The organism is Cohnella sp. WQ 127256 (genome assembly GCF_024519285.1).
Taxonomy (GTDB): domain Bacteria; phylum Bacillota; class Bacilli; order Paenibacillales; family Paenibacillaceae; genus Cohnella.
Genome location: NZ_JAMZCY010000006.1, coordinates 64,608 through 78,593, shown reverse-complemented (window position 1 = coordinate 78,593; position 13,986 = coordinate 64,608). Strand labels below are relative to the sequence as shown.

The following is a 13,986-nucleotide window of genomic DNA, read 5'->3' as shown; positions in this document are numbered from 1 at the left end:
CTTGAATCTGTACAAAAATCCGTTTTTATTTGTCCATTGTGAGCATGAAGATGGCGAGATACAATAGGGAAAGCGTTAATGAGAACACTTCTCATTAGTGAGTATAATGAATTGCATACTGGAGTGATCTATTGTGGCGAACCCATTGGAATTATATGACGTGACGATTATCGGCGGAGGCCCTGCGGGGATGTACTCTGCCTTCTATAGTGGGATGCGTGATCTAAAGACGAAGCTGATTGAAGCGAAGGAAGAGTTAGGCGGACGCATGCTCATCTATCCGGAAAAAATGATATGGGACGTAGGCGGCTTCGCTCCGGTCGTGTGCGAGCAGCTCATAACCCAGCTTGCCCATCAAGCAACAATCTTCGATCCGACTGTCGTCTTCGGACAGCAAATTACGGGGTTAGAGCGACAAGAGGACGGGACATATGTGCTGTTGGCTGAATCAGGGGAAAGACATTGGACGCGTACCCTTATACTCGCACTAGGACGGGGTATTCTAAAGATGGCGAAGCTAGAGATTGAAGGGGCAGAGCGCTATGAAATCACCAACCTGCATTATACCGTTCAGGAGCTGGAGCCCTTCCGTGGCAAGAGAGTGCTTATCTCTGGCGGCGGCAACTCGGCCGTAGACTGGGCTAATGAACTAGAGCCGATCGCGAGCAGCGTAACGGTCGTGCATCGCCGCGATCAATTCGGTGGGCACGAGAAGAACATTGAACGTATGAGATCGTCCTCCGTAGATGTGCGTACACCTTACGCCCTTACTCAACTGTCTAGTGGTAATGGAGAGACAATCGACGAAGTCACGGTCAGCCATATAGATACCGGTGATACCGCGCAACTGGAAGTCGACGCCATTGTCGTCAACCACGGGTTGCAGTCCGATTTTACCGGAATCAAAGAGTGGGGCCTGGATATGGATGATTGGAACGTGTTCGCGAGCAGCAAGCTGGAGACCAACCTGCCGGGCATATTCGCTGCAGGCGACTTCGCTGAATATCCAAGTAAAGTAAACTTGATCGCAGGGGCATTCTCGGATGCTGTACTGGCAGTTAACAGCGCAAAATTGTATATGGACCCAGAAGCACCCCGGGTAGCCTATGTTTCCTCACATAACGACCGATTTAAGCAAAAGAACCGGGAGCTTGGCGTGATCGAAGAATAGGAGGCAGCGCATCGAGCAGCCTCTCTCGGGTCATGGCATCGCTATAGTTCCATTTTTCAGCCTCCACGACGTGAATTCGTCCGTTTCGGACAGCGGGAAGGCTTTGCCAAAGAGCGCTGTTCATCATCTCCTCCATCGCTTTTCTGGATTCATCTTTCTCGGGAATCAGCATGAATATTCGGTCTCCCGCATACGAAGGTAAACCTGCTGCGGAGATTTCCTCAAATCCTTTACCCTCATCCAACACCTCCTGTATCTTATCAACTGGCTGAAAACCGTTCGGGTGGTAGAGCATAGAAGAAAGACCTGATGCCCCCATGACGAATAGCCGTCTGCCGTGATCATAGATAAATACGGAGGCTGTTTCACCCGGCTCAATAATGTTCCGAAGCTGTTTCCATGCAAGGTGAGCTTTGTCGTTATAAGTATCCAGCCATTGCTCAGCTTCCCGCTTCTTGCCCAGCCAATTACCGAGCGTCTTCAGACGCTTGTCGAGCGGTGCAAAGGAATTAAACGTCACGGTAGGCGCAACTTTAGAAATTTTGTTGTACTTCCTTTCGTCAGAGCTTGCCAGAATAATCAAATCTGGCTTCAGCTCCTCTAGTTGATCCGGATGAATAGAGTCTCCGACGGCTTCAATGCCAAGAGCTAATAAATCCCCGAATGTTTCCCCATAATAGATAATCCGTTGAGGCTGAGTTGGGATTTCCACTTCATGACCTGTCCAATCCCTTACTTTTGTCGTATCGCATATGTAACGAGCATATTGTTTGGGTGTCATTCCCGTTGTATGGCGAAAGCGGCGGTTGAAATAGTATTCATCTGCAAAGCCAACCCGACGGGCAATCTCCCTTAAGGGGGCTTTCGAATTTATAAGCAGCTCTTTTGAACGACTAATGCGAAGCTCTGTTAAGTAGTCCAACGGTTTCTTTCCCGTCAATTCCTGAAAGATCGACGTATACTGCCAGCTTGGTACATTGGCTAACTGAGCAAGCTTCTTGACGGTAATGTTATGAGTGTAATTGTTCTTCACGTAATGAATGGTACTCTCAACAGACTGCGTAGAGTTAAATTGGTGATCAGACTGAAGATTTTGTTCGACCAGGAAACTGAGCAGCTCTTGGAACCGAATACGCTGTTTAAAGGATTCGATGTCGCAGCTATTATCAATTCCTACATATAGCTCTTCCGCAAGACGGATTAATCGGGAGAAGGGATATGCCATTAATTCATGCCGGTCAGTCAGGATATTCCCCGTATATGTATCATGTAGCGGACTGCCGAGTGTAATGGCGGTAAACGTAATCCGGTAAAAGCGGACTGCACTGTCATACTCGTTGTCAATCTGAAGCGAAGTGCCTGGGGACATCAAATAGCATTTGTCAGCTGTGAATCGAACAGACTTATCATCCAGAAGCAAGCTGCCTGATCCGGCTGTAAATAGGAGAAGAGTGTGGGCATCAGTCGTTTGTTGGCCGGAGCTCCATCCGACGGGGTGAACGACCAGCTCAATCTCCAGCATATGAAAAAGCAGGGAGTGGAGTGGAGCCAAAGCCCATGTCTGGTTAATCATCTGAAAGTATCCCTCCCTAATTGAGAACGATTATCAATTAATTTCATTATATATAATAGAAAGAAGCTTTTCAACGATTGCTTGAAAAGCTTCTTATAAGTGTGTTAGCTATTGAAGAAAATGATTATTTTGCGAACATTTTTGGCAGTTCCTGTAGCATCCATTCCCTGGTGATGGCATCGCTACCCGATTTAATAATATCAATGGTATAGACATGATTATTCTTAACCGCAGGCAAGCTACTCCAGATCTTGCTCTTGAGCATTTCATCTGTCGATTTCTGTGCCTCTTCCGCTGCAGGAGTAAGGATAAAGATTCGATCTCCAGCATACTCCGGCAGTGCTTCCAAAGAAATTTGCTCGAAGCCTGAATTGGCATCCAGTACCTTCTGAATCGGAGGCGTAGCCTTAAACCCGTTCTTCTCGTACAATACTTGCGATAGTCCCGCCCGCGCCATGATGAACAATCGATCGCCAGGATAATAAGTGAAGACGGAGGCCGTCTCTCCTGGTTTCATTCCAGCAGCCTCAAGTTCCTTCCACATCGCATCCGCTTTGGCATTATACTCCGCAAGCCACTTCTCCGCCTCTTCTTTCTTTCCGACTAGATCGCCCAATAGAGGCAGCCGCTCGTTTAATGGAGCGAACGTATCGAAAGTCACCGTAGGTGCAATCTTGGATAATTGCTCATAGAGCTTCTCATCCGTATTCGCTACGAGGATTAAGTCTGGTTGGAGATTCAGCGTCTTCTCAAGATTGATCGGAAAGCCGACATCTTCTACGTTCGCCAGTCGATCCCCGTATACGGTGCCCAAGTTCCATTCTTTGTCCGTACCTACCGCCTCTACACCTAAGGCTAGTAAATCACTGAAAGTTTCCCCTGTGAAAATGATGCGCTTAGGTGAAACCGGGATTTCTGACTCGCGGCCCATATAATCTGTATACTTACGCGTAGCCGGTTCTGCTTCTTCGGCATCTTCAGTCGCAGGCGCCGAAGGGGCTGGAGTACCAGTCTGCTCGGCATTTGCGCTACTTGGTTGTGATTCGACTGCTTGTTCCTTGGAATTATTGCCGCACGCCAGTAACAAGAGCGCCATTAATGTAATAACGCTTAAAGCTAAAGTGAATTTTTTTGCCTGTCTCATCATTTTCTTCCTCCAAAATAATAGCTCAATATTTAGATAATGATTATCATTATCAATAGAATTCATCATATCGGGTTTTACCGTATGGCTCAATGGAGAAACAAAATGTTCGTATTTGATTTTGTACAAAAAAAACAATCACGTTTATCCATTGTCACCTCTCTGCTCCGTAACCTACAATTTACGGGTGTAATTGAGAATGAATCTCATATGAAGCAATGAAATTCATCATGGTATACAAGGATGGTACAAATGAGTCAAATACGATACGAAGAAACGACTGCTTCGAAGGTCGGGAAGCTCCACTCTCGTCCGTGGGCAGCGACATTAATCTTAATTGGCGGACTGATCGCATTGCTGTTCGGTATCGCATTGTCCATTTCGTTCGGAGCAAAGGATACTAAGCTGTATATCGTATGGGAGGCAGTCTTTAGCTTCAATCCAGATATTACGGAACATCAAATCATTCAAGAGCTTCGATTACCACGCGTGCTTGGCGGGGCGATGGTCGGGGCGTGTTTCGCCGTATCAGGCGCAATTATGCAGGGGATGACGCGAAATCCGCTTGCCGATTCTGGACTGCTCGGAATTAATGCCGGGGCAGGATTCGCACTCGCTCTCTGTTTTGCCTTTTTTCCCGGTCTCCCCTACATGATCCTCATCCTGTATTCCTTCTTGGGTGCCGGATTTGGGGCGGGTCTAGTCTATGGCATCGGTTCTTTGGCCAAAGGAGGCTTAACACCGGTTCGATTGGTGTTGGCGGGGGCGGCTCTAAGCGCATTGCTGGCCGCTCTAAGCGAAGGAATTGCACTGTACTTCAAGATCGGACAAGACTTGGCTTTCTGGTACGCGGGAGGCGTTGCGGGTACAAAATGGGCACAACTCAAAATCATGTTTCCTTGGATCGCCGCAGCGATCCTTGGGGCTATTGCGTTATCCCGTTCCATTACATTGCTTAGTCTTGGAGATGATGTTGCAAGAGGACTCGGTCAACGTACGACAATCGTGAAGCTGGCGGGAACCCTCATTACGTTAGTTCTCGCTGGAGCGGCTGTATCCATTGTCGGAGCGGTCGGGTTTGTCGGACTCATTGTCCCCCACTTGACCCGATACTTCGTCGGCGTCGATTATCGCTGGATTATTCCCTGTTCGGCTGTGCTAGGATCCTTGTTGGTCGTGCTGGCCGACTTGGCGGCCAGAATGATCATTCCACCTTACGAGACGCCGGTTGGGGCACTCATTGCACTCATCGGAGTGCCGTTGTTCCTATATCTGGCACGTAAGGAAAGGAGGGAGCTGTAATATGGACACTCTATCACTTGCCGTCGAACGACGCAGAAGAAAGCGCAATATCATGGTGTTGGCCATTTTCAGCATATCGATCCTTATTGCTTTTACCCTTAGCACGAACACCGGATTCATCAAGCTCAGTCCGATGGAGCTCATTCATACATTATTCGGAATGGGAACAAAAAAACAATCTCTCATCCTGTTCGATTTCCGGCTACCGCGTATTGTGATCTCTGTTCTGATTGGCGCAGGGCTAGCCGTATCGGGGTGCATTTTGCAGGGAATCTCACGTAATTCGCTTGCCGATCCTGGTATTCTCGGCATTAACGCCGGAGCTGGACTGACGGTAATGCTGTTTATTTCGTTCTACCCGACTACCAACGCTGCGCCGGTATTTCTTCTACCTATACTAGCCCTCATCGGTGCAGGATTAACTGCTGCCCTTATCTATGTTCTGGCGTATAAGAAGCATCAAGGACTGCTGCCCCTCCGAATGATCCTGACTGGAGTAGCTGTGGCGGCAGGAATTAGTGCGGCGACGATTGTGTTGACGCTCCGATTAAGTCCGGACAAATATCAAGTCGTCGCCACTTGGATGGCGGGTAGCATATGGGGAACCAACTGGAAGTTCGTACTAGCGCTGCTTCCATGGATCCTAGTCCTACTGCCCTTTGCTTTCTATAAGTCAAGGGTATTGAATACCCTGAACCTGGGTGACCAGATCGCCACCGGACTAGGAGCTCCCGTAGAGAAAGAAAGGCTAGTATTGCTTGCTGTGGCGGTCGGTCTAGCCGGATCTTGCGTCGCTGTAAGCGGAGGAATCGGATTCGTAGGGCTCGTTGCCCCCCATCTCGCACGCTCCCTTGTTGGTTCACGGCATCAGATTCTCCTTCCCACCGCTGCATTAGCCGGATCGCTGCTCGTCATTACAGCAGATACAATTGGACGATGGATTTTGCAGCCGTCCGAGGTGCCGACAGGTATCGTCGTTGCAGTAGTCGGTGCCCCATACTTCCTGTATTTACTTGCCAGAACAAAATCATAGAAAAAGGTGACAGTCCATGATTCGCCGTTTTTTTTCCTACTACATACCCTACAAGAAGCTGTTCCTGCTCGACTTCGGCTGTGCCGTGTTGGCGGGCTTAATGGAACTCGCTTTTCCATTGGTCGTTAACCGATTTGTTGATGACCTGCTGCCCGGCGGAAAGTGGACGATGATCCTATGGGCGTCTATTGGATTGTTAGCTTTATATGTTCTGAATACCTTCTTATACTATATTGTCAACTATTGGGGTCACATGCTGGGCATTAATATCGAGACGGACATGCGCAAGAAGCTGTTCAATCACATTCAAAAGCTATCTTTTCGTTTTTTCGACAATACCAAAACCGGGCATCTCATGTCGAGGCTCACCAACGATATGATGCAGATTGGCGAGATGGCCCATCACGGCCCAGAGGATTTATTCATAGCCGTCATGACGCTTGCCGGGTCGTTTGCACTAATGATGGCTATCAACTGGAAGCTGGCTGTTCTCACCTTTATCGTCGTGCCGGCAATTATATGGCTAGTCGTCTACTTTAACGGCAAAATGACGAAAGCAGTGGAGCAACTATTTACTGATATTGGGGATTTCAATGCCCGGGTGGAAGATAACGTCGGGGGGATTCGCGTCGTACAGGCCTTCTCCAACGAAGAGCATGAGAAAGCGCAGTTTCACGTTAACAATAGTCGTTTCCGCTCGACGAAGCTGCTTTCCTACAAGCTGATTGCCAAGAACGGCTCCATCAGCTACATGATGATGCGTTTTGTCACTCTGTTCGTCATGGTATGCGGAACCTGGTTCGTCATTCAAGGACAACTATCCTACGGCGAATTTATCGGTTTTCTGCTACTGACCAACGTATTTTTCCGTCCTATTGAGAAAATTAATGCAATTATCGAGAGTTACCCGCAAGGCATTGCCGGCTTTAAGCGATATAACGAGCTACTGGATACCGAACCAGACGTCGCAGATGCTCCGAATGCAGTGAATCTAGCGGAATTGAAACGGGAAATCCGGTTCGAAGGGGTCACCTTCGGTTACGAGAACGACAGGCGTGTGCTTCGCAATATCGACCTGACTGTCCACAAAGGGGAGACAATTGCTTTCGTAGGACCTTCTGGAGCAGGAAAAACGACGTTATGCAGTCTGTTACCTCGGTTCTATGAAGTGGAATCTGGGGCTATTAAGGTCGATGGTGTCGACATTCGCGATGTCAAGCTTAGCTCGTTGCGGCAACAGATCGGCATCGTTCAGCAGGACGTATTTCTGTTCTCTGGAACGATCCGCGAAAACATTTTGTATGGCAAGCTGAATGCAACGGAAGAAGAAATCTGGGAAGCAGCCCGACGTGCACGGCTGGACGAGTTAATCCGTTCACAGCAGGAAGGGATGAACACGGTGATCGGTGAGAGGGGAGTGAAGCTATCGGGCGGACAGAAACAAAGGCTGTCCATAGCCCGGATGTTCCTCAAGAACCCACCGATTCTCATTCTGGACGAAGCGACGTCGGCGCTAGATACGGAAACAGAAGCCCTTATCCAACAATCGCTTGCCGAGCTATCGCACGGACGCACTACGCTCGTGATTGCCCATCGATTGGCCACGATTAAGAATGCGGATCGCATTGTTGTTGTTAACGAAAAAGGCATCGTCGAGCAAGGACAGCATCAGGAGTTAGTCACTTCCGGGGGCGTATATAGCCGTTTACACAGAGCTCAATTCGGCACCTAACCAATGATGTGATGCGGACATTCCACAAAGGGCTGGGACACTCCTAACGGAGGAGATCCCAGCCCTTTGTTTGTCTAAAGCTTATACACAGTGCGCAATGCTCGGGTTGATCGCAAATAGAGAATGAATATTACCATCAGGGTCTGCAAAAAATCCCGTAGTATGTCCCCAAGACATGGACACCGGCTCTGTTATCGAAGTGGCTCCCTTCAAGACATAGTCCTGATAAGTAGCGCGAACAGCTTCGGGCGATTCACATTGGAAGTTAAGTTCAAAGGCTTGTCCCTTACGTTCTTCTATAAATGAATAATGCCCATTCGTATTATCCTCCATTAATGGCTTGGAACAAATCGCAAGACGAACTCCGTCATTTTCAAATTCGACATAATGACCTTCCTCTATAACGGTTTTAAATCCAAGCACTTCACGATAAAAGCTGGCCAAACGGGAAACATCATTCGACAATATTGTAATGCCCTCTAATTTCACTTTCATCCTCTTAGCTCCCCTTTATCCAATTGTCTTGTCACTTACCTTCGAAATGAGGTCCTCCTAATCCTATCCATACATCCCACTCCACATAGGATTAAACAGTCATCAAATGCCCATATCTAGCTAAGAACTCTTCCTTCTCTTTATAATCCGGCATTATACTCCCTACACGCCTCCAGAACGATCTATCGTGATTCATATGAATTAGGTGACAGAGCTCATGGATGATCACATAATCTATAACTTCAATAGGCGCCATGGCTAGCCGATAATTAAAAGTTAAGTTCTTGCTCGAACTACAGCTTCCCCACTTGGCTATGGACTCTACTACCTCGACGGTTTTGGGCTTTACCCTTAGTTGCATTTGATACTTCTTAATTCTTTCCCCTACAATCTTCTTACAGCTTGAGATGTAGAACTTTTTGAGATTTCTCTTCAATTCCTCTTCATTTAGCTCGCGAGTCTCTATTAAATCATGAATATTGTGGAACTTTCCGAGATAAAGCACCTTTTCAACAACGTTATCCGAGTTTTCCAATGTTCTTGCCCACCATCGTCTTTATAGAATGAACTGCCTTAATTTTTAAAATATCCGATCTCTCGCTAGATTAACCACTTCGGCACGATGTCGGACTCCCAATTTCGCATATAAAATAGATACATAATTTTTAACGGTACCTTCGCTTAAATGAAGATCTGCGGCAATCTCCTTGTTCGTCGCCCCTGAACAAAGCTTTCTCCATATATCTATATCTCTTGATGTTAAATTTTCTTGATTATCTTTCGTTTGATTGGTGCCGAGGTGCGCGCGAAATTGGATCTCAGGCGCATACCTTCTCCAATCCTTTGTCCAAAGGTCGGGGTCCCAATTATTATGATAAATTGCTCGTATCGCAGTTATTAATAAATCGGGAGGAATCTCCTTCATAAAACAAGCTACGGCTCCCGCATCAATAGCGTCCATAAGCCATTCTTCGTGGTGGAAGGTTGTTAACACAATCATCTGCGATTTCAGCTTCATTCTACGGATTCTGCGAATAGCAGTGGCTCCATCCATCTCAGGCATTCTTAGGTCCATTAGAATAATATCTGGTGCCACTTGTTCCGTTAGAACCATAGCTTCAACCCCTGTTTCGGCAGTCCAAGAAATTTCGAAATCCGACTCAAGCGCTAAGACGATAGCCAAGCTTTCTCTTATTAGTGCCTGATCCTCTGCAATACCGATTTGGATCATTCGGATACCACCCCCATTTCCCTGTGGTACGGAAGGGTCACAGAAACGATGGCTCCCTGCTCACGCGCATTTGTTATTTCCCAATTTCCGCCCACGGCTTGTGCAAGCTCTCTCATCGTCTTTATGCCAATCCCATAGCTCTTTGTAGAGAAGGCACCAAACCCTTTTCCATTATCCTTAATGGATATACGAACCTCATTATCTAATGCCTCAACTACCACTTCAATGATTTGTGCTTCCCCATGACGAACCGCGTTCGTCATCGACTCGATGACCGTTCGAGCAATCGTTTCAGCTATCGCTGTAGGATGTTCAAATCGATGCCAATCCATTGTAGGAGGCAATTCCAGAAGGACTTGAATCCCGGTTAATTGGCTGAAACGCGTGACGGAATTCTCCATATCGTTCAGCCATTCAGACGGCGTTTGCCTTCCTTCATTCCACTCCGTTACCGCGGTTCTCATTTCTTGGAGTCCATCCATAGCCGCTGCCCTTGCTTTTGTAATAAATTCTTCTCTTCGGTCCCCATCCAACCGCAATGCCACATCTAGTGCCCTTATAATGGCTGACCAGTATTGACCTGTACGATCATGCAGTTGTCCGGTAATACGCATACGTTCCTCTTCTTTAGCCCGCAATTCTCTTTCAAATACGGACACCTCGAGTAGACGCTTCGTCATTTCTCTCTCTTTTAGCAGCGCCCCTAGAACAAACGCGTATGCACCTACAATTAGCAGTAGAATCATTTGAATGTACAGGTAGGGATGGGAGTGAAAGGACTGGTGAAACCACCCTATACTACACACTTCAATAAGGAAAAGTAGGGAGGAGTCCTGCCACTTAAGATGAACACACGATCGAACAAGAGGTGAAAGCAATACGAACAGAACGACAGTATCTTGAATAACAAACGCCCATACAAAAACAAGAGCCGTCTCTATTCCGATTCCAAGACGCATGGTGGGGACAGGAGCACTCGGCTTTTTCCAAAGGTCCCACACACAGAAGGCGAAAATACCCATGCTAGTTACCCATTCCCACCACGACCAGCTTCCAGCTTGCGTAAAAGCATATATCAAAACGATGCCGTATCCTACCAGCCGTAATAATATGAATGTTGCTCGCAACCCAATTCCTCCTGAATATGACGAATAGATGACTACAGTCAGTATTCATGTGACTTAAGTGAAGTCTAAAATTAACGATATCACATGGAAGCCATTGTCTTCATCCATAATTTTCAAATTAGGAGGGTTTTACGATGTTAGCAGGACATTATTCCATTAGCTATTTCATTAAAAAGACGGATCCTACAATTAAGCTATGGCAATTGTTTTTAGCCGTGCAATTATTGGATGTCATTTGGAGTGTATTTATTCTCTTGGGAATCGAGAAGGCGGACACTGTCGATACCCTTCCCGCAAGCCCCATTCACCTCACGTATATGCCTTATACGCATGGCTTAGCCTCAGCAATATTCTGGTCAGCAGTTGTCTATCTATTGTACAGAGTAATCCCGACGTTTAAAAGAGATCACAAGTCAGCTTTACTGCTAGCCGTAGCTGCTTTCTCCCACTGGCCGCTGGACTTGCTCGTTCATGATAGAGATCTACCCTTACTCGGAAATGCATTTAAAGTGGGCTTCGGTGTTTATCATAGTATTTTCTGGAGTCTTCTTATTGAGGTTCTTCTTTTGTTATCTGGTCTGTTGTTCTATTTGAGATCTACCGAGGATCGGGGATGCTTCGGCAGCAAGTACGGGATGATCCTAGTCTTTGTATCGCTAGTGCTGTTCAATGCCAATTCAATATGGGGGCCTCATCCTCCTAATGAGAAGGTCGTAGCTGTATTTAATTTCTGTTATTATATCGGCTTTGCTTGGATCATCTCTAGGGTGGAGCTCAGAAGAGCCCCCCATAACCAACAATATGAGTAGTTGCCCAATTATTCCAAATATTATAGAATTTTATTATTCTTATTTCCATACAGGGAGTGTCGGAGATGATAGATCCGTCTAATCAACCGCTTTGGGTGAAAAAGGTAATGATTTGGGTGGGTGCAATCCTTTGTGGTCTTCTTACCATGGCAGGCACCATAGGAGGTGATTGGGAGATGGCACTTATTGGCGGGGGTTCGACAGTCCTTTGTATTGCTGGACTAGTGTTCTTACATCGCCAACATACTGCCCCTTCGACGTATCGACCCGGTAAAGGCTTCTGGTTTCATCGTCTTACCCCCAGACGAAAAAACCGCGTTCTGACTATAGGCCAAGTCGCTATCCTTCTTCTGATTATTGGTAACATCTGGTCTGGAGATGTTAATTTGTACATGATTGGGTATTCTCTCGGCGGTATCGCTCTTTTACAATTCATGGTCAAACCCCGAATTAAACTCCATGCACCAGTTGACGATGCGGCACTGTTTGAGTTGGAGGATCTCGGAATTATCCGGCCGGATGAACTTGTTGTCGGTATGTACAAAGATTTTCAGAGCTGGAACACCGTTAACGCTGGCGCAAAATTACTTCTATTAACACCCGCCCGTTTGATTGCCATCCGCATGTTAACACCTGAAGAAGGTGAACGAAAGGATATTCAATTGATGGACATCGACCGCCTGGGTCTTATAGGTCATGGAAAAAAGGGGCTAGGATTGATCTTGTCGGTTGGGCTGACTGACGATTCAATCATCCGATTCATGTTGCTTGGACAATCCTACAAGTATTCCCCCGAACAGTTCATTCAGCAACTATTAGAGCTGCTAGATAAACGACCTTCCAGACAAGGGGAGGTACAGGATTCGATTCCTTCTTTACGCGTGCGCCCAGATGGTCATTCACCCGTATCACATCAATACAATCTGGTGTTCCGTCCCCTAGATTTACATAAAGAGTCGACAGCTCCTGCCTCCAATTCACCCCAACAACTGTCGGTTAGCCAGCAGAAGGCTCTCGACTTTTAATGTGTGCTTTAGTCATTTTTGTTAGGAGTTGCATGCCTTGCATATTGGAGTAGATATTGATAACACCATTCTTGATGCCACTTCAGCCCATTTGAAATATTACAACAAAGTGTCTGGATTATCGTTTACACCCGACGACGTTAACGATTTTTATATTTACCGACTATACGGGTGGGATAAAGCTGAACGGGATGCCATTTGCTCGACCTTTACTATTCCGTGAGGTTACCCTCCAATGGCTTAAATTACACAAGATTAACTTTCACAGCATTTCACTTGTTGAGAACAAGCTTCAAGAATGTATCCATTCAAAAGTAGATGTATTAATCGATGATGGTCCACACTATGCTGAGGAGTTTGCTCTTCTAAAAAAGCCCGTTATTTTATATGAACAGCCATATAATCTTTCCATTAATAATGATTTTGTTTATCGTGCCTCGAACTGGATGGAGGTAAAACAGCATATTGATTACTTGGATTCAAAATAAAATTTGATTAAGTGACCCAAACTCTCCGAAGAGGACGTTTGGGTCTTTGCTATGTATCTGAATCTACCACAATTTTAAACCCAAGATGTCTGCGCTTTAACCAACTTAGATGGTCTTTCGGTATGCCGTAACGCCGAACTAGGCTCTCGCATAGGATAATCCAAGATCGAAATGGAGGTCATGACCATGAGCTCAATCAATACGGTGCAGCAAGAGCTGACGCCAATCTATCAGTGCAACCCCGAGGTTCATCAGATGCTAAAGTCCATTAAAGTCCATCTTCATCAGCTGTGCGCTGACCACTCTCATCGACTGGTAAAGGTTGAAACGATGGACGGAGATGTCTTCGAAGGTTACATCGTGCATTGCGACAGGGGAATTCTTCACCTCCGCCTATCGAATGAAGGTTATGCGCGGGCATTCTTCCCTGGTCCCCCACCACCCCCTTTCAACAATAACAGCAACTTCGTGCTCCCTCTCGTCCTGTTTAACCTTCTTGCCATCTCTCTTATCTGAGTAAGTAATGACAATCCAATGATCAAAGGAGTGATTAACTTGGCCTTTACGCCTCCCTTGGGACCGCAAGGTGGGATGCAGCCACCCTCTTCGCCGCCTCCTCAAGCGATTCCCCCTAAGCCTCTTACCTCAACTTTAGCCATCGATCCGGGCGCAATTTCCAGATGTATGTTCCGTTATACTTATATTTGGCCGCGAAACGGGTCTGGCTTCTGGTTCTACCCTGTATTCATTGGTAGGACGTCCATCTCAGGGTTTCGCTGGAACGGATTCTTCTGGATGTTCTCCGGGTTTGATCTTCAGAGGATAGAGTCGTTCTCATGCTTCTAATAGGGGTTAT

General features: G+C 46.7%; 14 protein-coding genes and 1 pseudogene. 9 read left to right on the top strand and 6 right to left on the bottom strand.

Annotation, left to right across the window (positions count from 1 at the left end):
- Nucleotides 1-133 precede the first annotated feature (133 nt).
- The gene (locus tag M1K58_RS18850) at nucleotides 134-1,171 is read left to right on the top strand and encodes an NAD(P)/FAD-dependent oxidoreductase (protein ID WP_256760425.1); all 1,038 of its coding nucleotides are present in this window, start codon (nucleotides 134-136) and stop codon (nucleotides 1,169-1,171) included.
- Here the strand turns inward: M1K58_RS18850 and M1K58_RS18845 are convergent.
- Nucleotides 1,131-2,744, bottom strand: coding sequence for an AraC family transcriptional regulator (locus tag M1K58_RS18845; RefSeq protein ID WP_256760424.1), 1,614 nt, complete (start codon nucleotides 2,742-2,744; stop codon nucleotides 1,131-1,133). The two genes, M1K58_RS18850 and M1K58_RS18845, sit on opposite strands and share 41 nt — an antisense overlap.
- 124 nt (nucleotides 2,745-2,868) lie before the next feature.
- A complete protein-coding gene (locus M1K58_RS18840) occupies nucleotides 2,869-3,888 on the bottom strand; it encodes an ABC transporter substrate-binding protein (RefSeq protein WP_256760671.1) in 1,020 nt (339 codons plus the stop codon).
- A 252-nt stretch (nucleotides 3,889-4,140) separates the two neighbouring features.
- Between M1K58_RS18840 and M1K58_RS18835 the strand changes: the two genes are divergently transcribed.
- Genes M1K58_RS18835 through M1K58_RS18825 form a run of 3 tightly spaced genes read left to right on the top strand, consistent with a single transcriptional unit; the run spans nucleotide 4,141 to nucleotide 7,955 of the window.
- Nucleotides 4,141-5,190: a FecCD family ABC transporter permease gene (locus M1K58_RS18835; protein WP_256760423.1), complete on the top strand. Its 1,050-nt coding sequence runs from the start codon at nucleotides 4,141-4,143 to the stop codon at nucleotides 5,188-5,190.
- 52 nt (nucleotides 5,191-5,242) lie between these two features.
- Nucleotides 5,243-6,223, top strand: a complete 981-nt coding sequence (locus M1K58_RS18830) for a FecCD family ABC transporter permease (RefSeq protein WP_372339189.1) — start codon at nucleotides 5,243-5,245, stop codon at nucleotides 6,221-6,223.
- A gap of 16 nt (nucleotides 6,224-6,239) precedes the next feature.
- Nucleotides 6,240-7,955: an ABC transporter ATP-binding protein gene (locus tag M1K58_RS18825; protein WP_256760421.1), complete on the top strand. Its 1,716-nt coding sequence runs from the start codon at nucleotides 6,240-6,242 to the stop codon at nucleotides 7,953-7,955.
- Nucleotides 7,956-8,036: 81 nt separating this feature from the next.
- On the opposite strand, the gene M1K58_RS18820 is transcribed toward M1K58_RS18825, so the two are convergent.
- The 4 genes and pseudogenes from M1K58_RS18820 to M1K58_RS18805 form a co-directional block, all read right to left on the bottom strand.
- On the bottom strand, nucleotides 8,037-8,450 hold the full coding sequence (locus M1K58_RS18820; protein WP_256760420.1) for a VOC family protein: 414 nt from the start codon (nucleotides 8,448-8,450) through the stop codon (nucleotides 8,037-8,039).
- A 91-nt stretch (nucleotides 8,451-8,541) separates the two neighbouring features.
- Nucleotides 8,542-8,958, bottom strand: a pseudogene (locus M1K58_RS18815) (M48 family metallopeptidase); the annotation flags it as partial.
- A 72-nt stretch (nucleotides 8,959-9,030) separates the two neighbouring features.
- Nucleotides 9,031-9,681 (bottom strand): response regulator transcription factor, encoded by a 651-nt coding sequence (locus M1K58_RS18810; RefSeq protein ID WP_256760419.1) that lies wholly within the window; start codon nucleotides 9,679-9,681, stop codon nucleotides 9,031-9,033.
- The gene (locus M1K58_RS18805; protein ID WP_256760418.1) at nucleotides 9,678-10,808 is read right to left on the bottom strand and encodes a sensor histidine kinase; all 1,131 of its coding nucleotides are present in this window, start codon (nucleotides 10,806-10,808) and stop codon (nucleotides 9,678-9,680) included. Before M1K58_RS18805 ends, M1K58_RS18810 begins: the two co-directional genes overlap by 4 nt.
- Before the next feature lie 134 nt (nucleotides 10,809-10,942).
- Here M1K58_RS18805 and M1K58_RS18800 point away from each other — a divergent pair, with 134 nt between their 5' ends.
- The 5 genes from M1K58_RS18800 to M1K58_RS18785 all read left to right on the top strand — a co-directional run bounded on the left by M1K58_RS18800 (nucleotide 10,943) and on the right by M1K58_RS18785 (nucleotide 13,646).
- A complete protein-coding gene (locus tag M1K58_RS18800; RefSeq protein WP_256760417.1) occupies nucleotides 10,943-11,617 on the top strand; it encodes a hypothetical protein in 675 nt (224 codons plus the stop codon).
- Nucleotides 11,618-11,682: 65 nt separating this feature from the next.
- The gene (locus M1K58_RS18795) at nucleotides 11,683-12,642 is read left to right on the top strand and encodes a hypothetical protein (protein ID WP_256760416.1); all 960 of its coding nucleotides are present in this window, start codon (nucleotides 11,683-11,685) and stop codon (nucleotides 12,640-12,642) included.
- Between the two features lie 37 nt (nucleotides 12,643-12,679).
- Nucleotides 12,680-12,865, top strand: a complete 186-nt coding sequence (locus tag M1K58_RS18790) for a hypothetical protein (RefSeq protein WP_256760415.1) — start codon at nucleotides 12,680-12,682, stop codon at nucleotides 12,863-12,865.
- A complete protein-coding gene (locus tag M1K58_RS29710) occupies nucleotides 12,834-13,130 on the top strand; it encodes a 5' nucleotidase, NT5C type (RefSeq protein ID WP_372339185.1) in 297 nt (98 codons plus the stop codon). The genes M1K58_RS18790 and M1K58_RS29710 overlap by 32 nt, the downstream gene beginning before the upstream one ends.
- A 186-nt stretch (nucleotides 13,131-13,316) precedes the next feature.
- Entirely contained in the window at nucleotides 13,317-13,646 is a 330-nt protein-coding gene (locus tag M1K58_RS18785; protein WP_256760414.1) for a hypothetical protein, read from the top strand.
- The last annotated feature ends 340 nt before the right edge of the window (nucleotides 13,647-13,986 follow it).